Consider the following 23042-nt stretch of genomic DNA (forward strand, 5'->3'; position numbering starts at 1 on the left):
GCAAAAGCCCTTGCGGCTTGAAACCTGGGATTTTATTATGCTACAAAAGAGATGGAACATACTGACGGCAGATGATGATAAAGTGCAGCAATTGTATGCAAGCCTTAAAATACATCCTGTTCTTTGTAAAATACTCGCCCAGCGATACCTGGATGACTACGATAAAGCAAAGCAATTCTTTCGCCCCCAGCTTTCCGACCTGCACGATCCTTCCCTGATGAAGGATATGGATAAAGCAGTTGCCCGCATAAGTAAAGCATTTGACCACCAGGAAAAAATACTTGTTTTTGGCGACTATGATGTAGATGGCACCACCGCCGTTTCCTGTATGTTGCGCTTTCTGCAAAAGTTTTATAAAAGCGACAAGGTCGACTTCTATATCCCTCACCGTTACCGCGAAGGTTATGGCGTATCAAAGAAGGGGATCGACTTTGCCATCGAAAACGGATTTACGCTTATTATTTCGCTCGACTGTGGAATAAAATCAGTGGAGCTTATTCAATATGCCCGGGAAAACGGCATCGATTTCATTGTGTGCGATCACCACATGCCCGATGATATGCTGCCCCCGGCTGTAGCCATTTTAAACCCCAAACAAAAAGGTTGCAATTACCCTTATAAAGAATTGTGTGGCTGCGGAGTGGGCTTTAAATTGATCTCGGCCCTGGCCCGGCATCTGAAGCTGGATGATTCCGCGGCGGCCGAATACCTGGACCTGGTAGCTACCGCCATTGCTGCGGATATTGTACCCATGACGGGCGAGAACCGGGTGCTGGCCTTTTATGGTTTAAAAAAGGCCAATGAGAACCCCAATTATGGCATCCTGGCATTAAAGGAACTAAGCGGGGTACAAAAGGAATTGTTTATAAACAGCCTCGTGTTTATGATCGCCCCGCGCGTAAATGCTGCCGGCCGTATGGACGATGCCCGCAAAGCCGTGCAAATGTTCATTGCCAATACACCGTTGGAAGCCAAGCATTATGCCGAACAATTACATTTGGATAACACCGAACGCAAGGAAGCCGATAAAAATATTACTGAAGAGGCCCTGGCCATTATTGAAAACGACGTTGTATGGCAAACCCGCAAATCAACGGTTGTTTTTCAATCACACTGGCATAAAGGCGTGGTAGGTATTGTAGCCTCCCGGCTTATAGACTATTACTATCGTCCCACAATTGTTCTTACCCAAAGCGGCGAATATGTGGCCGGATCGGCCCGGAGCGTGGCCGGTTTTAATGTATACGAAGCCATTCACCAGTGTAAAGATCTGTTGTTAGGGTATGGCGGCCACTTTTATGCAGCAGGTATGACGCTGGCGCTTGATAAAGTGGAAGCCTTTCGCGACCGGTTTGAAGAAGTAGTGTCGGCCACTATTACCCCCGACTTACTGGTACCTGAAATTATCATCGATGCCGAGGTAGCCTTTAAAGACCTTAAGCAGCCCTTTTATAATATCATTCATCAAATGGAGCCCTTTGGCCCCGAGAACATGCGGCCTTTGTTTGTAGTGCGTAATGTTACCGACTCAGGTTATTCCCGTGTTGTTAAAGAACAGCATATCAAGTTCTCCCTGCGCCAGGACAACATCCTTTTCAATGGCATAGGCTTTGGGATGGCTAAAAAATTCCATTTGCTTGAATCGAAAAAACCGGTAGACGTTGTATTTACGTTAGATGAGAATGAATGGAACAATGAAAAACACTTACAGTTGCGGGTTATAGACTTCAGACTGGCGGAAGATAGCCAGGTTGTAGAAAAAGCCGTATCCTGATCACGACAATTACAGCCCCCTGCCAGGTGATGAATTTATGAACATTCGTATGCTTTTCTCCCCTTTTGCCGTATTTTGACAGGTCAATATTCAACTATTCGCACTAACAAACCATACCCTGAAAAGGTTTGGTTTTTAAAATTTTATGGTACAATAATATTTTCGGTGATAAGAGTTTGCCATTATTATAATATTTTTACTATCCACCCATAGCGTAGGGATGGTTTTCACCGCTACCAATGTTGTGATTGTATGAAAAATAACCAGGCACTGATACCTATTTATGACATGGCTGCTTGTATACCAGGCACCAATTTCATTATTAAAAAAACCGAAGGTAATTCTGTACCATCTTACATGGCCATACCCCATCGCCATGCTGATTACAAGATCAGTTTTTTGGTGGAAGGCGAAGTAACGCATTATACCGACTTTGAAAAATATACTATAAAGGCGCCCGCATTGTTAATGCTGGCCCCCGACCAGGTGCATCAGCAAACAGGTAACTCCTACTATAAGATGATGCATATCTCGTTCAACAAAGAATTTCTGCTTACCGAAACACAGGGTGTACTTGCCTGTTGGGAATGCATGTTCAGCCAGGTGGTTTTACCGGTAATGAATGTTGAACAAATGCAGGAGATCTCTGTATATGTAGATCTCATGTACCAGGAGTTCAAAGATGATAAGCCACAGAAAGGCCTTATACTCAAGAACCTCCTCAACGCCTTTATTATATGTGCAGGCCGGCTGGTTAATTGTAAAAATGAAACAGTTGCCGAAGCCCCCGCCCCTGTAGTTACCATGGACTACTCACAAAACCGCATAGTACGTCAATTCAAATCACTCATCGATGAAAACTTTGTAAACGCTACCCAGGTAACACAATATGCCGATATGTTATATGTTACGCCTGGCCATTTGAACGACCTCATAAAAACTGTCACAGGTAAAACTGCTAAACAAATTATCGACGAAAGAAGAATTCTGGAAGCTAAAAGGCTCTTATTCTGGGGCGAACATTCGGTTAAAGAAATTGCCGGACGTTTGAACTTTGAAGACGATGCCTACTTCAACCGCTTCTTTAAAAAACATACTGGTAATACCCCCGCCCTGTTCCAAAGGACAATCCGGGAAAAGTACAATTAATCCCCCAATAAGGTAAATTAACAAAGTCACAATCCTTATTACTTTTACGGGATGATTTTAATGGGCAGGTTATATGATAAAAGTTTAGCATTACCCTACAGTATGGCACCGGCTACCTGTTAATACAATACAGCAATCTACAACACTTAATAACTATCTCCGGAAACCTGGAATCGTTTTCTCGTACCTAACGCCATCTGATCCCGGTATACTGCTACCATCTGAATCTGCGCAGAGAGCTACTGCGCGCTGTGGCCTCATGCAATAACGACTTGCTTGCCCTTAACGATTTTTTTAGTATGTCTATTAAACCATGTATGATGAAACCTTTGGATATCAAACAGTACAACAGCTGGGTAAAGTTACTCACAGCAATCAGTGTTGCAACAGTTTTATATAGCTGCGCTAATAGCTCTGCTACACCTGGAATGCCCCAGCAACCACCACCAGCATTACCGGTGGTGCCCGTAACAACCACTAATGCTACCACTTTTCGTGAATATCCTGCTTCACTGGAAGGTAAAGTAAACGTAGAGATCAGACCTCAGGTAGAAGGTTATCTTGAACAGATTTTTGTAGATGAAGGCGCTTATGTAAGAATAGGCCAGCCCCTCTTTAAAATCGATGCACGCACTTATAATGAGTCATTGAACAACGCAAAATCAACATTACTGGCCGCTCAGGCCAACGCATCAAAAGCCCAGGTGGAAATTGACCGCCTTACGCCGTTGGTTGAGCACAATGTGATCTCCGATGTTCAGCTCAAAACCGCCAAAGCCGCTTACGACGCTGCCGTGGCCAATGTTAAACAGGCTGAAGCCGCCGTGGCCAACGCCAACATCAATGTCGGTTACACGTTAGTGAAAGCAAGCGCGAATGGCTACATCGGCCGCATTCCCAACAAAAAGGGAGCCCTTGTTAGCAAAGACGATGTACTCACCATTCTTTCAGACATCAGTGAAATGTATGCTTACTTTTCATTGAGCGAGACTGATTTTCTTTCTTTTAAAAACCAGTTTGCCGGTAACAGCATCGAAGAAAAAGTAAAGCATGTTCCCGCAGTTGAACTGGCCCTGGCCGACAACACTATTTTCGGCTCAAAAGGAAAGATCAGCACCATTGAAGGACAATTCGACAAAACAACCGGCGCCATCAGCTTCCGCGCTACCTTCCCCAACCCGGGTGGTATCCTCCGCACGGGTAATACCGGAAAGGTTCGCATTCCGCAACAGTTTGCCGATGCGATGATCGTGCCCATCGAATCTACCTTTGAAGTGCAGGACAAAGTATTTGTTTTCGCTGTAGGTGACAGTAACAAAGTGGTCAGCAAGCCCATCACCGTAGCAGGAAAAACAACTAACTACTACTTTGTAAAAGACGGCCTGAAAACCGGTGAAAAGATCGTGTTTGCTGGAGTTGGTAACCTGCAGGATGGTGTTGCGATAGTACCGCAGCCAATTTCGGCCGACAGCTTGCTGAAAGCGAAACCTCTATAGTTTAGGAAGTAAGAAGCATGACGTAGAAAATATAAAGTCAGAGAAGTGCCCCCTCTCTGCTTACAGGGAGTCTTTGCGCCTGATTTGGCCTTTTCTGCCTCCTGCTTCTTACCTCTTATCTCAGTTCTCAGATTTCAATCTCAAAAAATTTCCCATGTTAAAAAGATTTATTGAAAGACCGGTCCTATCAACGGTTGTATCAATCATACTGCTTTTGTTAGGTGGGCTGTCGTTATTCACGCTGCCTATAACACTGTTCCCTGATATTGCGCCGCCAAGCGTACAGGTAACAGCGCTGTACCCAGGCGCTAACGCCGAAGTAGTAGCACGCGCCGTTGCCACTCCGCTGGAAGAAGCCATCAACGGTGTGGAGAACATGACTTACATGACCTCCAACTCCAGTAACGATGGCAGTATGACGCTGACTGTATACTTTAAACAGGGCACCAACCCCGATATCGCTTCTGTAAACGTTCAGAACCGCGTATCGAAAGCGGTGAACCAGGTGCCTGCAGAAGTAGTACAGGCAGGTATCAGCACCCAAAAAGTGCAGAACAGTATCATCATGTTCATAGCGCTCAGCAGCGACAACAAAGACAAGTACGATGAACTGTTCCTGGAAAACTATATCAAGATCAACCTTATCCCCGAGGTGCAGCGTGTACCTGGTGTGGGTCAGGCAGTAGCCTTCGGTACCAAGGATTATTCCATGCGTATCTGGTTAAAACCCGATCGCCTGGCAGCTAATAGCCTTTCGCCCCAGGATGTGTTAACTGCAATCAAAGATCAAAACCTCGAAGCTGCCCCCGGCCGTTTTGGCCAAAGCAGCGCCGAAGTATTTGAGTATGTATTGAAATATAAAGGAAAGTCGAACCAGGGTGAAGATTATGAGAACATGATCATCAAGGCAAATCCTGATGGTTCTATGTTGCGGCTGAAAGATATTGCCCGGGTTCAATTTGGCTCTTATACCTATTCAACCAACGCCCGCCTGGATGGCAACCCGGTATCCGGTTTCGCAGTTTACCAAACTGCCGGTTCCAACGCCAATGACATCCTGACCGAGGTAGAAAAACTGGTGAAGAAATTTGAAAAAACATTGCCAAAGGGTCTTAAGACCACAGTAATGTACAACTCCAAGGAGTTCCTCGATGCCTCTATTGACCAGGTACGGGAAACCCTGGTGATCGCCTTCATCCTGGTGTTCATTGTGGTGTTCATCTTCCTGCAGGACTTCCGCTCAACCCTGATCCCTGCTATTGCCGTTCCGGTGGCCATCATCGGTACGTTCTTCTTTATGCAGTTGTTCGGGTTTACCATCAACCTGCTTACCCTGTTCGCCCTCGTACTGGCCATTGGGGTGGTGGTGGATGATGCCATTGTGGTGGTGGAAGCGGTGCACTCGAAAATGGAGCGCACCAACCTGCCTGCAAGGGCAGCAACCATTCAGTCAATGAGTGAGATCTCCGGCGCCATCATCTCCATTACCCTCGTAATGGCGGCGGTGTTCATCCCCGTAGGCTTTATGCAAGGTCCTGCAGGAGTATTCTACCGGCAGTTCGCCTTTACGCTGGCTATCGCCATCCTTATCTCGGCGGTGAACGCCCTTACCCTCAGCCCTGCGTTGTGTGCGCTGTTCCTGAAGAATGAACATGCAGGGGAAGGCGCCGAAACCCATGGCCGTAAAAAAGGCTTTATGGGCCGTTTTTATGCAGCCTTCAATGCCGGTTTCAATGGAATGACCAACAGATACATCCGCAGCCTGAAATTCCTGGTTCGTAAAAAATGGATCGCGATCACTGCGTTGGTACTCATTACAGCGAGTGCGTTCTATTTAACAAAGAAAACGCCAACCGGCTTTATCCCAACGGAAGACCAGGGCTTCGTACTGTTTGCGGTAAATACGCCTCCCGGTAGCTCACTGGAGCGTACGCACCAGAGCACCCTGCAAATTGACAGCATCATTAAACAAAACCCAGCTTATAACCACCTGTATGTGATCGATGGCTTGAACTTCCTCAGCAATGCAAACGCATCGCCCTATGCGGCTGGTTTCATGAGGTTGAAAGATTACGACTCGAGAGGTCCGGTTAAAAACCCCGACCAGATAGCAGGCGGCCTGATAGGCCAGGTAAGCCAGGTAAAAGGCGCCAATGCCTTCTTCTTCAACTTCCCTACTGTACAGGGTTTTGGTAACGCGAGTGGTTTTGAGTTCATGCTGCAGGACCGCACCAATGGCCCGCTCAGTAAACTGGGTGGTACTGCCTGGCAGTTCATTGGCGCGTTGATGCAACGGAAAGAGATCGGTTTTGCGTTTACCACTTTTGCAGCCGGTAACCCGCAATTCACCATAGATGTAGACAATGAAAAAGCCAAGCAACTGGGTGTATCCATCAGCGAGCTGATGCAAACCCTGGGCATCTATTACGGAAGTAGCTTCGTTACCGACTTTAACCGGTTTGGTAAATACTACCGCGTAATGGCACAGGCCGATGCTCCCTTCCGTGCAGATATCAATTCAATAGACGGAATTTTTGTAAAGAACAACCAGGGCCAGATGGTACCGGCCAAAACGCTGGTAACCTTAAAAAGAGTATACGGCCCTGAAACGGTTACCCGTAACAACCTGTTTAACGCGGTTACCATCAACGGTTCACCCAAACCAGGTTTCAGTACCGGTGACGCCATCAAGGCCATTGAAGAAACAGCCAAAACGGCATTACCAAGAGGCTACCAGGTTGAATGGACCGGTGTAACCCGTGAGGAAATTAAAACAGGTAACCAGCAGATCTTTATCTTCCTGCTGAGCGTACTGTTCGTATACTTCCTGCTGGCTGCCCAATATGAAAGTTACATTCTGCCGCTGGCGGTTATCTTAACTGTACCTACAGGTATCTTAGGGGTATTCTCCTTTATTAGTTTTGCCGGTATCGATAACAACATCTACGTGCAGATCGGTTTGATCATGCTGGTAGGTTTGCTGGCGAAGAACGCGATCCTGATTACGGAGTTTGCCGTACAACGCAGAAGAAATGGAATGGGACTGATAGATGCGGCCCTCGAAGCCTCCAGGCTCCGGTTACGCCCCATCCTCATGACCTCCTTTGCCTTCATCGTTGGTTTGCTGCCACTGGTTTGGACGCACGGCGCTTCCGCACTCGGTAACCATTCCATTGGCGTGAGCGCCATTGGCGGTATGCTTACCGGGGTAATCCTGGGTGTGTTCATCATCCCGGTTCTGTTTGTAATCTTCCAGGCATTGCAGGAGAAAGTTACAGGCCGCCCTGGTTTAAGAGAGTTAAAAACCGGCGAATAATAAATCATTCAATGAATTACCATTCGCTTACCGGCGGATGGTAATTCTTAAAAGTTCGAAATTTTAAATAAGGATATACATGCGTAAAAGTAATATCACTATCTATACCACTGTGGCTTTGGTGGCGTTACTGTCAGCGTGCCACATGGGTAAAGATTACCAGCGATCTGATCTTGCTTTACCAGCACAGTTCGCCAGTACTACCGCGCCTTCCGATTCCAGCGTGGCAGATATGGAATGGAAAAAGTTCTTTTCCGATCCTACCCTGCAGTCATTGATAGGTCATGCATTAGACAACAGCTTCGATATACAGGTGGCTATGAAACGTGTGGAAGAAGCCCGTTCTTATGCAAAACAGGCTAAAGTAAACTGGGGACCTACCATTTCAGCCAATTTAACGGCCTCCAGCACCTTCCCTTCAAAGAACAGTTTGAATGGAATCAGTTTGAAGAACTTCCTGGGTAAAGAACACCTGGAAGACTATAACCTGAACGCCGGTTTAAGCTGGGAACTAGATGTATGGGGTAAACTGCGCCGCCAGCGCGAAGCCGCCAATGCACAGTATTTACAATCATACGAAGCCAGCCGGGCTGTGCAAACTGCCCTGGTAGCCAACATTGCCAGCAGCTATTTCAACCTGCTTACGCTGGATGCACAGTTAGCCGTGGCCCGCCGTAACGTAAGCCTGGGTGATACCATTGTACAGTTTATTTCATTGCAGAAACAAGCTGGCCAGGCAACTGAGTTAGCAGTACAACAAGCCACTTCTCAACAACAAACGGCTAAGATCCTGATCCCGCAGCTGGAGCAGCAGATAGCCATCCAGGAAAACACCATTCACATCCTGAGCGGTGACCAACCCGGAACTGTTGCCCGCACCATGAAGTTGCAGGAATACAAGGCATGGGAGCAGTTGCCAACCGGCATACCTGCCGCCATGGTAAGCCGCCGCCCCGATGTACGCAGCAACGAAATGGCCCTGGTATCGGCCAATGCACGCGTTGGAGTAGCCGAAGCCAGCATGTACCCTACTTTAAGCATCACTGCCAGTGGCGGATTGAATGCTTATGAGTTTACCAAATGGTTTAACATTCCAAAATCATTGTTTGCTACAGGCTTAGCCGGTGTTACCCAGCCGATCTTTCAACGCCGGGCATTGAAAACGCAATTTGAAGTGGCCAAGCTGCAACGCGATGAGGCAGCCCTCACCTTCAAACAATCTGCTTACAATGCCATGGGCGAAGTAGCCAATGCACTGGTGCAGATAGATAAATTGAAATCGCAATACCAGCTCAGCACCGACCAGGTGAATTTGTTAAACAGTGCCATCAACAATGCTAAGCTGTTGTACAAAAGCGGTATGGCCGATTACCTGGAAGTGATCACCGCTCAAAGCAACCTGCTGCAGGCGGAATTATACAACGCAACCATTCAACGCGACCAACTGAGTGCTATGGTAGAACTGTACAGAGCGTTGGGTGGTGGTTGGAAATAATGCTAATTAGTCCCGGCTCGCCGGGATGAAAATGGGAAATTAGCAAATGAAAAGACAGGTTAATAACTATAAAAGAGAGGAGTTATTTTAGAAAGGAGATTGAGTAACCAGATAAATGAAAAGAGCCATCAGCTTAAAAACTGGTGGCTCTTTTATTATTAGTTATATAAGTGATCTTACTTTACTACTTCAGCATCTTTAGCTCCCAACAGATCAACACTGCGATTAATAAAGTTGGTAAGATTGCTTCCTTTCAACAACCCTTGTGATAACAAAGCCAGGTCAGCGAGGTTATGAACTACCTTTTCCTGTTTTGCTTTATCATCTTTCAATACCTGCTGATAAATGGGGTGGTTGCCATTTACGGTCAAAGTAACTTCATCGGGCATATTTGCATAAAAGCTGCTCATTGGGCCGCTCATGGAGGCCATGTCTTTCATGCGGCGCATAAATTCAGGACGGGTAGCCACTACCGGCGGCGCCTCTGTGCTCAGGCCTTTTACTTCAACCGTCATGCTAAGGCCAGTCATTTTAATATCGAACAAACCTTTCAACGTAGCTTCATCATCTTTACTCAATACGCTGTCCAGGTTCTCCTGTTTATCTATCAGGTTATCGGCAATGTCGGCATCAACCCGGTTAAAGGTAACATCGTTCCATTTCGATTCCATCTGGTTAACAAAAGAAGGATCGATGAGGGTATCCATTTTCACCACTATATAACCTTTTGCTTCAGCACCTTTGATGTAAGCATCCTGTTGTACGGTATCGGTAGTGTACAGAATAACCAGTTTGCCATCTTTGTTCTTTTGCAGGGTTTCAGTGGCCATGCGCAGTTCTTCCAGGGTATAGAATTTCTTCTCCCCTTCTGTATTCCCGGCAATTTCAAATAAATGGAATTTGTTGCCACGCTCCATGAACTTGTCGTCGGTCATCATGCCATACTTCACAAACAGGCCCAGGCTGTCCCACTTACCTTCAAACTCTTTTCTTTCTTTATTGAACAACTCTTCCAGTTTATCGGCCACCTTCTTGGTGATGTGGTTGTTGATCTTCTTTACATTGGGGTCGCCCTGCAGGTAACTGCGGCTAACGTTCAATGGAATATCCGGACTGTCAATTACCCCATGTAACAACATCAGGAACTCAGGCACAATATCCTTTACCTCATCTGTAACAAATACCTGGTTGCTGTAGAGCTGGATCTTGTCTTTTTGAATTTCGTAGCTCTGTTTTATTTTGGGGAAGTACAGGATACCGGTAAGGTTGAATGGATAATCCACATTCAGGTGGATCCAGAACAACGGCGGTTCGTTATACTGATACAGTTCTTTATAAAAGTTCTGATAATCCTCAGCGGTCAGTTCAGAAGGCTTCCTCTTCCAGGCAGGCTGAGTATTGTTGATAGGGGGCGCATCGGCCTCTTCGTTCTTATGACGGAAGTAAATGGGAACGGGTAAAAAGCGACAGAAGCGAAGCAGGATGCCACGAATACGCTCGGGATCCAGGAATTCGGCGCTTTCTTCATTAATGTGTAATACTATGTCGGTACCACGGTCAGATTTGCTGGTTTCTTCCAGCATGTACTCTGGACTGCCATCGCACTCCCAGCGAACAGCCGGTGCCTCTTCTTTAAAGCTCTTAGTGAACACTTCCACTTTATCGCTCACCATAAATGCCGAGTAAAAACCCAGACCAAATTTACCAATGATGGCGTTCTCGTTCTGTCCTTTATATTTTTTTACAAACTCCTCGGCGCCGCTAAAAGCCACCTGGTTCAAATACTTCTCCACTTCAGCTGCCGACATCCCAATGCCGCGGTCAGAAATGGTGATGGTCTTTGCTTCTTCGTCGAGCTTCACTTCAATCATCAGCTCACCCACTTCCCCTTTGGCTTCCCCAATGGAAGAAAGGGTTTTCAATTTCTGGGAAGCATCCACCGCGTTGCTGATCAGCTCACGCAGAAAAATATCGTGATCGCTATACAGGAATTTCTTAATGATCGGAAAAATATTCTCGGTCTGTACCTGTATGGTCCCTTTTTGCATATGTTTCGTTTTTGGCAGTTTAATAGATTATACGCTGAACGCTGAACGCTTGGAACGGCAGTTTTGGGTATTTGGCGTTAGGCGTTTGGCATTTTGCGTTTTGCGTCTCAAAGAGAGTGCCATTGGCACCCGGGGCGCAAAAATCGGCAAAATTGTCAGCCCAAAGGACGAAAAAAGAGAATTCGGGGTATCAGCCGTGCTTCATCAGGCAGGCAACCAGGCGCACCAGCACAAAAACAAGGTAGATCCAGTACCAGCCTTTGATGGCGGAACCTATCTGCGGCCGGTTTGTTTTAATTGACTGGTCGGGACGTACCCTGGGCAACGCAGGAATTGCTGAAGCAGTGTTTTGGGTGGCTTTTTGTTCCTTAGTACGGTAGTCGTACCCACGGCCCAGCAGAATGCTGCGGGCAGCTTCCACCACGCCCGGTAAATAATTGCCTTTGGTATCGGTAACAATTTGAATCAATTGTTCCGTGCTGTAATTATTGTACTGGTCAATTATGGGGTCGCCCGATTTAAATAAGGCCATGGGAAGCGGTTAAGCGTACAGGTAAAAATAATGCGTTTGAACGGAAATAAAACAGGCAGCGTTAACCTGCTAATCCAACACGGGGTTCTCCAAGGGTAATACGGTTTTTAATTTTTCATATACACGCTCATAGATTGCGTCTTCCTTATTCAAAAGCTGTTCATTGTTCCGGTTCTATTTTTACTCAACATACTGCAATTACCCAACTTCAACAACGCCGCCCGTTTCTATGTGAATAACTCAAAAATATCATCTTTACTTTTTTAAGTACATTCATAAAACCCCGCTCCTGCAAAATGTTAGTTTCTAACATTTGCGATGTTGATTTCTTACAATTTAAAATAATGCCATGATGAATCGCTGTAATTAGCGCAAACCATAACATTTGCATAATACAGGCCTTCTATCTTTGGCGCCGGCCTCACACCCGCAAAATCCTAAACTGGTAGCACACTCTACCTGTGCCAGTATCATTGACTAACCGATAAATATTTTTTCCTGTAAAACCTGTATGCACGCAATGAGAAAATTGTACCTACTACTTATGGGTATGCTGTTAATAGCATGCCCTGGATTATTTGCGCAGATCTCTATTAATACCACGGGAACTGCAGTAACCGAAAATTTCGATGGCATGGGCTCCAGTGCTACAGCTGCACTGCCCACCGGTTTTAAGATTGGACCGGATTGGACATTGGGCGCCACTGCTACCGTTCTGGCCGCTGGTACCACTGGTACCGGCGTACTTTCCAGTTCATCTGGCGGCAACGTTTATAACTTTGCCAACGGCGTTACAGCCACCGCAACAGATCGCGCTCCGGGATTTCTTAATTCCGGGAGCTTTACTTCCCCGCGGTCAATTATGCTGGCTGTCACCAATAACACGGGAAGCACCATCACTTCCCTGACGATCAGTTTCGATTATGAAAAATACCGTTCCGGATCGCGGCAATGGGACTGGAACTTTTTCCATGGCAACACGTCTACGGCTGCCACTGCTGCCACTGCTGGCGACCAATCCTATGTTGCAGATGCCAACAATACCACAGTATTAAATCCGCCCACAACCATCAGCAAAGCAGTTACCCTTGCCGGACTTTCCATCACTACCGGTTCTGTTTATTATTTCAGGTGGACCCTGACCGGCAGCGGCGGTTCTTCAAACGGTCAGGCGCTTGGCATCGATAACGTTAGCATTACAGCTAATGGTACTGACGCTACTTTGTTCGGGCTTGCGCTTAACAGTGGCACACTGGTACCAGCGTTTTCTGCCTCAACAACCAGCTATACCGCATCAGTATTAAATTCCGTTAGCAGCATAACAGTTACACCCACTGCTAATTCCACGTTAGCCACCATTACTGTCAATGGCACCCCGGTAACCAGTGGCAATGCTTCTGCGCCTATTGCACTGGCAGAGGGACCGAACACCATAACCACTTTAGTTACTGCCCAGGATGGAGTTACTACCAAAACATATTCAGTAACGGTTAACCGGGCAACGGCAGGTTCGCCTACAGTGATTCAGAATACTCCTGTGAGCGGCTTTGGGAATATTTGTATCAATACAACAACCGGCCCCAATTCATTTACGATGGATGGCTCTAACCTGGATGGCAGTAATATTTCACTGGCGGCACTTCCCGGGTTTACCTACAGCGAAACAGCGGGCGGACCATATACTTCAACCCTTAGCTTTTCTTATACCGGCAACAGCTTTACCGGCAAAACCATCTATGTAAACTTTAGCCCGGCATTGGTTCAAGCTTATGATGGCAACATTGCAGTAAGCGGCGGCGGCATTACGCCAATAAACATCCCGGTTACCGGTTCCGGTATCAATACTACCGCTACAATAACCACTGGCGGCAGCTCGGCCATTACCCCAACTACCGCTACCGTAGCCGGTAATATTACAGGCACCGGCTGTTCCCCCATTACTGGTTATGGCATCGAATACAGCAGTGTATCCAGCTTTCCGGTTGGTACGGGAACACAAGTACCTGCTTCCAACCTGAGTGGTGGCAACTTTAGTGTGGGGCTTACAGGTCTCACACCAAACCAACGGGTTTATTACTACGCCTATATAACCACTGCAGCAAGTACCGCCTATGGCAGTCTGCAGGCGTTTAACAACACAACACTGCCGGTTCCAATGGCCTCACAACCTGGCATGAGTTATACCCAGGATTTTTCTGATATAGCCGGCTGGACCAACTTTTTCGTCAGCGGTAACGGTGCCAATCATTTTAGCGGGGTATCATCAACGGGAACTGGCGCTACTCCTAATCCCAATCTGCTAACCTTCTCTACCGGAACTTTCATTACCGGAAGTTCGGGTGGGATGCAAAAAGGTACCGATCAGTCACCAGCGACCCAATCGATCGTTTTGCTGTCAACCGGCTCTGCCGATAATACCTCTTCAGCAGCGATAGACTTTTATATGGACTTCACCGGGGTAAATGCCGGCACGCTAAGTTTTGACTGGGCTTCTATCAACAACTCAACCGGCGACCGCAACGGTTCATTGCGCGTGTATGCCAGCGTAGACGGCTCTACCTGGACCGATCTTACATTCGCCGATGTGTTGAATTTTACCAATAATTCACCCACCAGCGGATCACAATCAAATATTGCGCTGCCAGCCATTTTCAACAACAGTGCTACCGCCAGACTTCGCTTTTACTATAACAACGGTACCGGCGGTACAGTAGGTTCCAGACCAAAGATCAGTATCGACAACCTGAAAGTAACTGCAGTAGCTACCACACCTTGCGTTAGCCCTACAACAGCGCCTACTGCATTAACCTTTGGAACCATCACCGATGTTTCAATAGCGGGTAGCTTTACCGCTGCCAGTCCGGCATCAGACAATTACCTCGTAATTGCCAGCACCAGCAGCAGCCTTACCAGCAACCCCGTTGACGGACAGATCTACAACATCGGCGATAATGTAGGGGATGGAACCGTAATTGCCAATGGAAACAGCATCAATTTCAATGCTACCGGACTGAATGCTTCAACCACTTATTATTTCTTTGTGTTTTCACTCAATAGCATTTGTACCGGCGGCCCGTTATATTTTGCCACCCCACTTACCGGACAGGCTCCTACCATTGCCGGTCTGCCACCATGTGCAGCTCCCGCAGCCCAGCCCACAGCGTTGACCTTTGGTACCGTTACGCCGGCTTCTATTCAGGGTTCTTTCACGGCTACAACTGCCGATGAATACCTGGTGCTGGTAAGCACCTCAGCATCGCTAACCAGCAACCCGGTGAATGCGCAGTCATACGCAGCCGGCGATGTAATAGGCAATGCAACTGTAGTAAGCCGCAGCACAGCTACTACCTTTACGGCCAACAACCTGGCGCCTAATACAGCCTATTATTTCTATGTGTTCAGTCTGCAGTTGCAAAACTGTATAAACGGGCCAGCTTATAACACAACATCACCGTTAACGGCCTCGCAGAACACCCAGCCATTGCCACCTTGTACAACACCAACGGCACAACCAACCAGTTTAACCTTCAATGCTGCCAACACCAGCATTTCAGGCGCCTTTATGGCCGGCAGCGGAGCAGATGATTACCTGGTGATCAGAAGCTCTTCATCAACCCTTAGCGCTACCCCGGTTGACAATACCGATTATAATGTGGGTGACAATATCGGTGGAGGCATAGTAGTGGCCAACACAACTACCACCAGCTTCCTGAGCGCAGGACTTACGCCAGGTACTACTTATTATTACTTTGTATTCGCCGCCAATAAGAATTGTACCGGTGGAACCAAATACCTGACTACCGTACCATTAACAGGATCACAACTCACCAGCAACAGCCCGGTGCTTAATTATTACTTTGGTACGTTGCACTCACACTCTGATTATTCAGATGGTAACCAGGACAACCCCGGCTTTACACCTACCAATGATTACAACTATGCCATGACGGCCCAGTGTATGGATTTCCTGGGTATTTCAGAGCATAACCACTTTTCATCTGCCAACAACCCCGGTAACCAGATAGCTAACTATCACTCCGGGTCGGTTGAAGCCAATACCTTCAGCGCTACGCATACCAACTTCCTGGCGCTGTACGGTATGGAATGGGGTGTTATTTCAGGTGGTGGTCACGTAGTGGTGTATGGCGATGGTATGGATGACCTGTTTGGCTGGGAAAGCGGCAGCGGCGGCTGGGGCGCTACCAATAACTACGATGTATATGTAGCCAAAAGCGATTATACCGGCGCCAGTGGTTTATTCAAAACCATTAATGACTACGCGGCTAAAAATACCTTCGCCACACTCGCTCACCCCAACTCAAGCGATTACAACAACCTTTCCAATACAGCTTATAACACAGTTGCAGATAATGCCATCACCGGGTCAGCCGTAGAAAGTGGACCAGCTACTTCTACCAACACCACTTATTCCAATCCGGGTAGTTCGATGTCGTATCTGTCGTATTTCCAGAAACTGTTGGCTTTAGGTTATCACCTGGGACCAGTGATCGACCACGACAACCACAATACCACGTTCGGCCATACCACGTATTCCCGTACAGCAGTGCTGGCGACTTCGCTTACGAAGACAGACATCATCAAAGCGTATCGCGACATGCACTTTTATGCCACGCAGGATTGTGACACCAAGGTTGATTTCACCATCAATACGCATATGATGGGTTCTATCTTTACCGATCGCGATGCGCCGATCATTACCGTGAACCTTGCTGATGCCACCACCATCGTAAGCAGCGCAGTGATAAATGTTATGTTTGGCGTACCAGGCAGCGGCGTTACAGCTCAGAAGATCGCTACTGTTACCGGCAGCACCATGACCTACCAGGATAATGCCCTGGCCGACATGAGCACCGGGTACTACTACATCGATATCACCAACGGCAGTTCGCGAATCATCACTTCACCCATCTGGTATACCCGTAACGATAACAACTCGGCCCTGCCGGTTACCCTTTTATCGTTTACAGGTCAGTTGGTAAATGATGTGGTAAAGCTTAGCTGGACAACCGCCCAGGAAACCAACAGCAAGGAGTTTGTTGTTGAGAGAAGCACTGACGGCCGCACCTTTAAAGCATTAGGTAAGATAGCTGCGGTAGGTACTGCCAGCCACCCCACTACTTATGGCTTTACTGATGCACAACCTGTTTATGGCAACAACTACTACCGCCTGCAACAGGTGGATATCGACGGTAAATCAGTTTACTCAGATATTGTTCGGATCAAAACCGACAGATCAGGTGGTTTCTATGTAGGCCCTAACCCGGCCCGTACTACGGTAACCATTTACCGCCAGGGCAACAATGAATCAGCCCGGGTTGAACTGATGAATGTAAACGGACAATTAATGAAGCAGGTGAATATAGGAGCCACCACCTTCTCAACTTCGATCAATGTAAGTGGCCTGTCAAAAGGCATTTACTTGATGAAGTTCACTACCTCAACCGGTGTGCATACACAGAAGTTTATGGTGGAGTAAACTATGTAATATTCTTAGGCGTAAACCAAACAAAATCCCCGGGAAGATTTCCTGGGGATTTTGTTTTTATAAAAGGCCTTAAAATAAATGATCAAAATCAACAAGTGTTGGACCGCGTTAGTAATACAAAAAGGTTACCCTATGTTTGTTATGTGAATTACGAAAAGTATGAAAATGTTATAACCTCTCCGGATAAGCTGGAATTTCAGTTTGTGAGTGAAGGCCCCGGAGGTCCCTCTACCCTGAACACTATATATTTTTTTGTGGCTCAACTTGTGAAAGGACAAGACTTTACCGGATAATGAAAATAAAAGTGTCTAAATCACTGGAAATGCTTTCAGGCAAGGTTTTATTTCCCGAAAAACCCGAAAAGCCAATAATATTATTGCCCGGCTAAAAATGAATTAATCCGGAGCATTTTCCATTCCCCTTCTATTATTCGCCTGGTTATCACCACTTTGCCATCTTTACACGCTTACTTTTCTATCCATTTCGTAATTATTTTTGCCAATTCTCAGCCACCCTGCCTCGCCCACTTTTGCCTGATTGACAGATTTATCCTACTTTTGCAGCCCAAATTAATTTTTTAACCAACAAACAGGGATCAATGAACAATTACGAATTGATGGTGATTTTTACCCCTGTGCTTTCTGACGACGATTTCAAATCGACTCAGAAAAAATTCACTGACCTGATCAAAAGTCTGGGTGGTGAAATTGTGCACGAAAATCCCTGGGGACTAAAATCACTGGCGTATCCTATCCAGAAAAAGACCACTGGTCTGTACTGGGTTATGGAATACAAAGCGCCATCCAGCCTCAATGAGCAATTGAAAATTCAATTGCTGCGTGACGACAATGTGTTGCGTCACATGTTCACTGTGCTCGATAAATACGCCGTCGAGTACAATGGTAAAAAGAGAAGTGGTGTACCTACAGGAACTGAAAAAGTAGAGGGATAATCATGGCAAAAGCAAACGAAATTAAGTACCTGACCGCCATTAAAACCGAGAAGCCCCGGAAGAAATTCTGCCGCTTCAAGAAATATGGCATCAAGTACGTTGATTACAAAGACGCTGAGTTTTTGAAAAAGTTCCTGAACGAGCAAGGTAAATTACTACCCCGCCGTATTACTGGTAACTCTTTGAAGTACCAACGTAAAGTGGCTCAGGCATGTAAAAAAGCCCGTCAAATGGCCTTATTACCGTACGTAACTGACCTTTTAAAATAGGAGGACACCATGGACATAATACTGATTCAAGACGTAGACAATCTGGGTGGTGCCAACGAGGTAGTTAAAGTACGCAATGGCTATGCCCGTAACTTTCTGATCCCTCAAAAGTTTGCAGTAGAAGCCAGTCCTTCTAACCTCAAACAGCTGGCGGAAAGAAGAAAGCAGATTGAAAAGAAAGAGCAGAAAATGCTCTCTGCTATCAATGAAGTAATCGCTAAACTGAAAGAAGGCGCCCTGAAAATCGGAGCTAAATCCGGTACCAGCGGTAAGATCTTCGGTACAGTTACTTCACTGCAGCTTGCCCGCGCCATCCGCGAGCAAAAAGGGTATGAGATCGATCGTAAAAAGATCACTCTGCCTGATGAAGTAAAAGAACTGGGCGCTTATAAAGCTTCTATCGATTTCGGCAACGGTCATTCAACCGAGCTGGATTTTGAAGTAGTGGCTGAGTAATACGTTCCAACTTCAATAAAAGTGAGCCTTTTCTGCTTCATGCAGGGAAGGCTCTTTTTTTACACAACATGTAAAAAATCACATATCTTCTAAGGGTTTCCCCATAGCCAGACCGTCCCGCAGCCCGCCGGTAAATACCCCTATTGTTCCTTAAGTACTTGTATACAATAAAATGGGTATTTTCTGCAAACCCGCTCCCCCGTTGATCGCGGGATTTTTTTTATTGTTTAAATCAAAATAATTCTCCTATCTTCATGTTAGATTAATGTCTTAGTTCTCATGTTCTGCAGTGTCTTACCTGTTTTTCGGTTTCCTCAGTTCATTGTAGCAACTATTGCCATTATCCTTTTTTTCAGAACACTAAAATTTTCGTTACAATGAACATTTATGTAGGGAACCTCTCCTGGCAGATGACCGATGAGGATTTAAGAACCCTGTTCGAGCAGTACGGCTCAGTTACTTCTGCTAAGATTGTTAAAGACAAAACCAGCGGACGTAGCAAAGGTTTTGGATTCGTAGAAATGCCTGAGGACGGCGAAGCACAAAACGCGCTGACCAGCTTATACGAGTCTGAAGTTTTAGGCCGTAAGATTATCGTTAACGAAGCACAACCAAAACCACAAGGTGGTAGCGGTGGCGGCGGATTCAAAAAACGCAGCTTCGGTGGCGGCGGCGGCGGCGGTGGCTACAAAAAAGGTGGCTACAATCGCGGCGGGGGCGGCGGTGGTTACAACAGAGACTATTAATATCGCAATCGCAACGAAACTATATAAATCCTCTCGGTAACTCGAGGGGATTTTTTTATTTGGCAGGCCTCCCCCCAGCCCCCTCCGGTGGAGGGGAGTAATACAACCTCGCGACAAAATTCAACCTGTTAACCCGTCAACTTCTTACCTCTTACCTTCTACTTCTGTATTCTTCCTCTATCAACTTTATCACCCCTATCAACTCCTCGTCAACTGGTCAAACGGCCACCTACCTAACCAGCATCCACATTAGAAGCCCCCTGGCACACACTTTTAATTAATCCTCTTTTAATAGCAAATTAACGCCCAGTCAATATCCGCATCTGATCTTCAAGTCAGGAAAAATGGGGTGAAGGGGGAATCGTATGTGTGGAATTTTGCCCACATGCAATGTATTTTAATGTCCGGTGAAAGGAAAGGCACATCTTTTGCCTGTTTTACCGGTACATCGGAATAACGTCCCAGGCAGGCTCATTTCAAGAAGCATTTTTTCCCTCACCCATATACATACTGTAGAATCATAAACCGGAGAAATCATAGAAATATGCTAACTGTAATCATCCCTGTACTAAACGAAGAGAAAACTATTGCCAACGTGGTGCGCTTTTGCCAGCAATTTCCGCTGGTAACGGAGATCATTGTGGTTGATGACAAGTCGGAAGACAATACGGTTAAGATAGCCCGGGAAGCCGGTGCAACAGTGATTATCAGCCAGGTGCGCGGAAAAGGCATTTCCATGAAAGATGGCATTGCCATTACTGCCAATGAGTTCATCATTTTCCTTGATGGTGATATCGATCCCTATCCGGAAGGCACCATCACCAACCTGGCCGCCCCCCTGCTGGCGGATGAGGCCGACTTTGTAAAGGGCAGCTTCGCCCGCAATGCCGGCCGGGTAACCGAACTGGTGGCCAAACCATTACTGAATATCTTTTATCCCGGTCTGTCACATTTTTCACAGCCACTCAGCGGTATGATAGCCGGGAAAAAATCATATTTCAAAAAGATCGATTTCTTTAACGATTACGGCGTGGATATCGGCATTCTGATAGATATGTACCTGATGAAAGCCCGGGTAACCGAAGTGAACATCGGGTATATAGAAAATAAAAGCAAACCATGGCAGGCGTTGGGTAAAATGAGCAAGGAGGTATCAAAAGCTATTATCAGCAAGGCTCAGTTACAACATCCCGAAGAGATCAGTGAAGAAGAAATACATTCACTGGAAGCCATTAACCGCGAAATGAATAAAACCCTGCGTGAGAAATTATCAGGTTTTCACAAAATGGCCATCTTCGATATGGACGACACCATTCTGCAGGGCCGGTTCATCGATACCTGCGCCACTACATTTGGTTTCACTGCCAAGCTCGAAGACCTGCGCGCCCGCGAAAAAGATCCCATCATTCTAACCAAAAGGATCGGTTCGTTTTTGAAGGGCCGCACCATGGATGAACTGTTGAACGTTGCCAGCCAGATAGAAATGGTAAGCGATATAAAAGATGTAGTAAAAGAATTGAAGAACCGGGGTTACATCATTGGCATCATCAGCAACAGCTACACGTTGATCACCAACTTTGTCAGACAAAAGATCGGCGCCGATTTCTCCTACGCCAATCAGCTGGAGTTCTTTGAAGGAAAGGTAACAGGCGAAATTAACCTGCCTTCCTATTTTTTTGGTTCCCCCGAAAGCGTATGCGGTCATTCTTATTGTAAAACAAATGCCCTGCAATACGCCTGTGAAAAATACAACGTGCCTATGCAACGCACCATTGTGGTGGGCGACAGCCGCGACGACAGGTGTATGGTAGGCCACGGCGGTAAAGGCGTTTCCTTTTGCACAAAAGATGATCTGCTGGCAACGATCGCCTCTACCAACATCCGGGAGAACAGTTTTCAATCGCTCCTGGTGTTTGCTTAAGGCAAGCCCTGAGCGTCCTTCGACTCCGCTCAGGACCGAAAGCTCAACTTAATAAACCACATTTCTAATCAGTAAACCTAAAAACGAACGTCTATGCCAGGAAAATTATATAACATACTGGTGCCGGTTGATTTTACCGGCCGCAGCAAGTGGGCCATTTCCAAGGCTATTGAACTGGCGAATACCTTCCAGTGCAATATTCACCTGGTACATGTGGTATCCAAGAACCTGTTGCCGTTGATCCCCGTCGACGCCAGCATGTTGCTGCCTTACGACATTACCGCCGATCTGAAAAATGCCCGTAAAAGACTGGAAGTACTGAAAGAAACCTATCAACATCATTTGTGTGGAGAAGGTAAAATAGAGATCAGTTTGTTACAGGGCCGTCCCAGTCAGCAACTGGTAAAATATATTGAGCAATACGAGATGGACCTGGTGGTGGTGGGTTTATCAAAATTCAATCTCATTCATCGCATCCTGTCTTCTGTTTCCATAAGCCAGCTGGCACGCAAAACCAATGTGCCGGCACTGGCCATTCGCTCCAGCGGACTGGTAAGCCATTTCAAGAAGATCGTATTACCACTTACCGATGAAGTGCCGGTGCGCCGCATCAAGTTTGCTACGCTGCTCGCCCGCACGTTCCAGAGCACCGTATACCTCGTTAGCCTGCGCAAAGATGGCAACGCCGCCGAACAGGTAGTAAACAAAACCCTGGAGGTTATACAAAGCCTGAGCACTATTCCGGTGCAATGCTTTTTACTGGAAGGGAAGAACCTGGCCAAGAGCACGCTCGATTTCTCCAAACGCATCAATGCCGATCTCATTATGGCCAACCCGTTGAAGGAGTTTCATATGCCTGGCTGGTGGAACCGCATCACCCGTAAATTGTTATCGTATGGCTCAAAGATACCGGTGATAACTGTTGACAAGAACAACGAACAAACCACCCAGGCTCAGCCTAAGCCACCATCTCAATCCTAATATTCGTTTTGTTTTTTTAGATAAGAAAAGTCCTGCTTCGGCGGGACTTTTTGCTGTTATATGCTGCCGGGTTAATCTTACCAACGACAGTGTTTAAAAATCCCATTGTAAAACAGACACTTATTAATTCCCATCCGGCTTTCAGCTCCTGTTCATTGCATGTTGCAGCCGTGCAATCCATGAAATAATCTAACACTTGTATGCTTTAGCAGGCCTTTAGCACACAATACAAACAGCCGCCAGGGTATTTTTCTCTCCTGTTCATCCATCCCCGGATAGTAATAATCCTATTTTTTAGTCCTTTTCTAGGAGTAATTATTTATTAGTGCAAAATCTTTATGGCAATCTATTTTTTATGTCCGATTTAAATTGCAACTTTGCAGTAGGATAAGGTTTAATGG

At 46.4% G+C, this 23042-nt stretch carries 14 protein-coding genes; 12 read left to right on the top strand and 2 right to left on the bottom strand.

Going from position 1 to position 23042, the window contains the following annotated elements:
- Nucleotides 1–37: 37 nt before the first annotated feature.
- The 5 genes from recJ (at nucleotide 38) to NIAKO_RS25150 (ending at nucleotide 9230) form a co-directional block, all read left to right on the top strand.
- Entirely contained in the window at nucleotides 38–1774 is a 1737-nt protein-coding gene (recJ, locus tag NIAKO_RS25130) for a single-stranded-DNA-specific exonuclease RecJ (protein WP_041347277.1), read from the top strand.
- A 252-nt stretch (nucleotides 1775–2026) separates the two neighbouring features.
- Complete coding sequence (locus NIAKO_RS37160; RefSeq protein ID WP_014221266.1) at nucleotides 2027–2923, top strand: helix-turn-helix domain-containing protein; 897 nt, start codon at nucleotides 2027–2029, stop codon at nucleotides 2921–2923.
- Between the two features lie 317 nt (nucleotides 2924–3240).
- Nucleotides 3241–4419: an efflux RND transporter periplasmic adaptor subunit gene (locus NIAKO_RS25140; RefSeq protein ID WP_014221267.1), complete on the top strand. Its 1179-nt coding sequence runs from the start codon at nucleotides 3241–3243 to the stop codon at nucleotides 4417–4419.
- Between the two features lie 154 nt (nucleotides 4420–4573).
- Nucleotides 4574–7735 (top strand): efflux RND transporter permease subunit, encoded by a 3162-nt coding sequence (locus tag NIAKO_RS25145; protein ID WP_014221268.1) that lies wholly within the window; start codon nucleotides 4574–4576, stop codon nucleotides 7733–7735.
- A gap of 79 nt (nucleotides 7736–7814) precedes the next feature.
- Nucleotides 7815–9230, top strand: coding sequence for an efflux transporter outer membrane subunit (locus tag NIAKO_RS25150; RefSeq protein ID WP_014221269.1), 1416 nt, complete (start codon nucleotides 7815–7817; stop codon nucleotides 9228–9230).
- 176 nt (nucleotides 9231–9406) lie between these two features.
- Here NIAKO_RS25150 and htpG read toward each other — a convergent pair whose 3' ends face one another.
- Both htpG and NIAKO_RS25160 read right to left on the bottom strand, forming a co-directional pair.
- Nucleotides 9407–11278 carry a molecular chaperone HtpG gene (gene htpG / locus NIAKO_RS25155; protein ID WP_014221270.1) on the bottom strand — a complete coding sequence of 624 codons (1872 nt, stop codon included), beginning with the start codon at nucleotides 11276–11278 and terminating at the stop codon, nucleotides 9407–9409.
- Between the two features lie 190 nt (nucleotides 11279–11468).
- Nucleotides 11469–11810 (bottom strand): hypothetical protein, encoded by a 342-nt coding sequence (locus tag NIAKO_RS25160; protein WP_014221271.1) that lies wholly within the window; start codon nucleotides 11808–11810, stop codon nucleotides 11469–11471.
- A gap of 520 nt (nucleotides 11811–12330) precedes the next feature.
- On the opposite strand from NIAKO_RS25160, the gene NIAKO_RS25165 reads away from it, so the two are divergent.
- From NIAKO_RS25165 to NIAKO_RS25200, 7 genes are all read left to right on the top strand, one after another.
- Nucleotides 12331–17307 carry a cadherin-like beta sandwich domain-containing protein gene (locus tag NIAKO_RS25165; protein WP_165761290.1) on the top strand — a complete coding sequence of 1659 codons (4977 nt, stop codon included), beginning with the start codon at nucleotides 12331–12333 and terminating at the stop codon, nucleotides 17305–17307.
- 607 nt (nucleotides 17308–17914) lie between these two features.
- Nucleotides 17915–18268, top strand: coding sequence for a 30S ribosomal protein S6 (rpsF, locus tag NIAKO_RS25175; protein WP_014221275.1), 354 nt, complete (start codon nucleotides 17915–17917; stop codon nucleotides 18266–18268).
- Between the two features lie 2 nt (nucleotides 18269–18270).
- Complete coding sequence (rpsR, locus tag NIAKO_RS25180; RefSeq protein ID WP_014221276.1) at nucleotides 18271–18537, top strand: 30S ribosomal protein S18; 267 nt, start codon at nucleotides 18271–18273, stop codon at nucleotides 18535–18537.
- A 9-nt stretch (nucleotides 18538–18546) separates the two neighbouring features.
- On the top strand, nucleotides 18547–18993 hold the full coding sequence (gene rplI / locus NIAKO_RS25185) for a 50S ribosomal protein L9 (RefSeq protein ID WP_014221277.1): 447 nt from the start codon (nucleotides 18547–18549) through the stop codon (nucleotides 18991–18993).
- Between the two features lie 377 nt (nucleotides 18994–19370).
- Complete coding sequence (locus tag NIAKO_RS25190) at nucleotides 19371–19739, top strand: RNA recognition motif domain-containing protein (RefSeq protein WP_014221278.1); 369 nt, start codon at nucleotides 19371–19373, stop codon at nucleotides 19737–19739.
- Between the two features lie 544 nt (nucleotides 19740–20283).
- Nucleotides 20284–21660, top strand: coding sequence for an HAD-IB family phosphatase (locus NIAKO_RS25195; RefSeq protein ID WP_014221279.1), 1377 nt, complete (start codon nucleotides 20284–20286; stop codon nucleotides 21658–21660).
- A 93-nt stretch (nucleotides 21661–21753) separates the two neighbouring features.
- Nucleotides 21754–22641: a universal stress protein gene (locus NIAKO_RS25200; protein WP_014221280.1), complete on the top strand. Its 888-nt coding sequence runs from the start codon at nucleotides 21754–21756 to the stop codon at nucleotides 22639–22641.
- The last annotated feature ends 401 nt before the right edge of the window (nucleotides 22642–23042 follow it).

This window comes from Niastella koreensis GR20-10 (genome assembly GCF_000246855.1).
GTDB lineage: Bacteria > Bacteroidota > Bacteroidia > Chitinophagales > Chitinophagaceae > Niastella > Niastella koreensis.

Excerpts from the sequence above, each read along its gene's own strand:
- NIAKO_RS25140 (WP_014221267.1), top strand. The coding sequence starts at position 3,241 with ATGATGAAACCTTTGGATATCAAACAGTACAACAGCTGGGTAAAGTTA.
- rpsF (WP_014221275.1), top strand. The coding sequence starts at position 17,915 with ATGAACAATTACGAATTGATGGTGATTTTTACCCCTGTGCTTTCTGAC.
- NIAKO_RS25190 (WP_014221278.1), top strand. The coding sequence starts at position 19,371 with ATGAACATTTATGTAGGGAACCTCTCCTGGCAGATGACCGATGAGGAT.
- rpsR (WP_014221276.1), top strand. The coding sequence starts at position 18,271 with ATGGCAAAAGCAAACGAAATTAAGTACCTGACCGCCATTAAAACCGAG.
- NIAKO_RS25150 (WP_014221269.1), top strand. The coding sequence starts at position 7,815 with ATGCGTAAAAGTAATATCACTATCTATACCACTGTGGCTTTGGTGGCG.
- NIAKO_RS25195 (WP_014221279.1), top strand. The coding sequence starts at position 20,284 with ATGCTAACTGTAATCATCCCTGTACTAAACGAAGAGAAAACTATTGCC.
- NIAKO_RS25165 (WP_165761290.1), top strand. The coding sequence starts at position 12,331 with ATGAGAAAATTGTACCTACTACTTATGGGTATGCTGTTAATAGCATGC.
- recJ (WP_041347277.1), top strand. The coding sequence starts at position 38 with ATGCTACAAAAGAGATGGAACATACTGACGGCAGATGATGATAAAGTG.
- NIAKO_RS25200 (WP_014221280.1), top strand. The coding sequence starts at position 21,754 with ATGCCAGGAAAATTATATAACATACTGGTGCCGGTTGATTTTACCGGC.
- NIAKO_RS25160 (WP_014221271.1), bottom strand. The coding sequence starts at position 11,810 with ATGGCCTTATTTAAATCGGGCGACCCCATAATTGACCAGTACAATAAT.
- htpG (WP_014221270.1), bottom strand. The coding sequence starts at position 11,278 with ATGCAAAAAGGGACCATACAGGTACAGACCGAGAATATTTTTCCGATC.
- NIAKO_RS25145 (WP_014221268.1), top strand. The coding sequence starts at position 4,574 with ATGTTAAAAAGATTTATTGAAAGACCGGTCCTATCAACGGTTGTATCA.
- rplI (WP_014221277.1), top strand. The coding sequence starts at position 18,547 with ATGGACATAATACTGATTCAAGACGTAGACAATCTGGGTGGTGCCAAC.
- NIAKO_RS37160 (WP_014221266.1), top strand. The coding sequence starts at position 2,027 with ATGAAAAATAACCAGGCACTGATACCTATTTATGACATGGCTGCTTGT.